Consider the following 271-nt stretch of genomic DNA (forward strand, 5'->3'; position numbering starts at 1 on the left):
GGCCAGATCTGGAAGCCCGGTAACGGGTGGAGGTGACTGGTACTAATAGGCCGAGGGCTTGTCCTCAGTTGCTCGCGTCCACTGTGTTGGTTCTGAAACCACGAACAACCCCGTACATGGTCACGTACGGTGCGGTTGACAGTTTCATAGTGTTTCGGTGGTCATAGCATGAGGGAAACGCCCGGTTACATTCCGAACCCGGAAGCTAAGCCTCATAGCGCCGATGGTACTGCAGGGGGGACCCTGTGGGAGAGTAGGACGCCGCCGAACT

1 rRNA gene is annotated in these 271 nt (G+C 57.6%); it reads left to right on the forward strand.

Annotated features, from left to right (window positions below):
* Positions 1-153: 153 nt before the first annotated feature.
* Positions 154-270 (forward strand): 5S ribosomal RNA (rrf, locus tag IG54_RS0137440).
* Position 271: the final 1 nt, after the last annotated feature.

It is taken from the genome of Streptomyces sp. NRRL S-920, from assembly GCF_000717945.1.
GTDB lineage: Bacteria > Actinomycetota > Actinomycetes > Streptomycetales > Streptomycetaceae > Streptomyces > Streptomyces alboniger.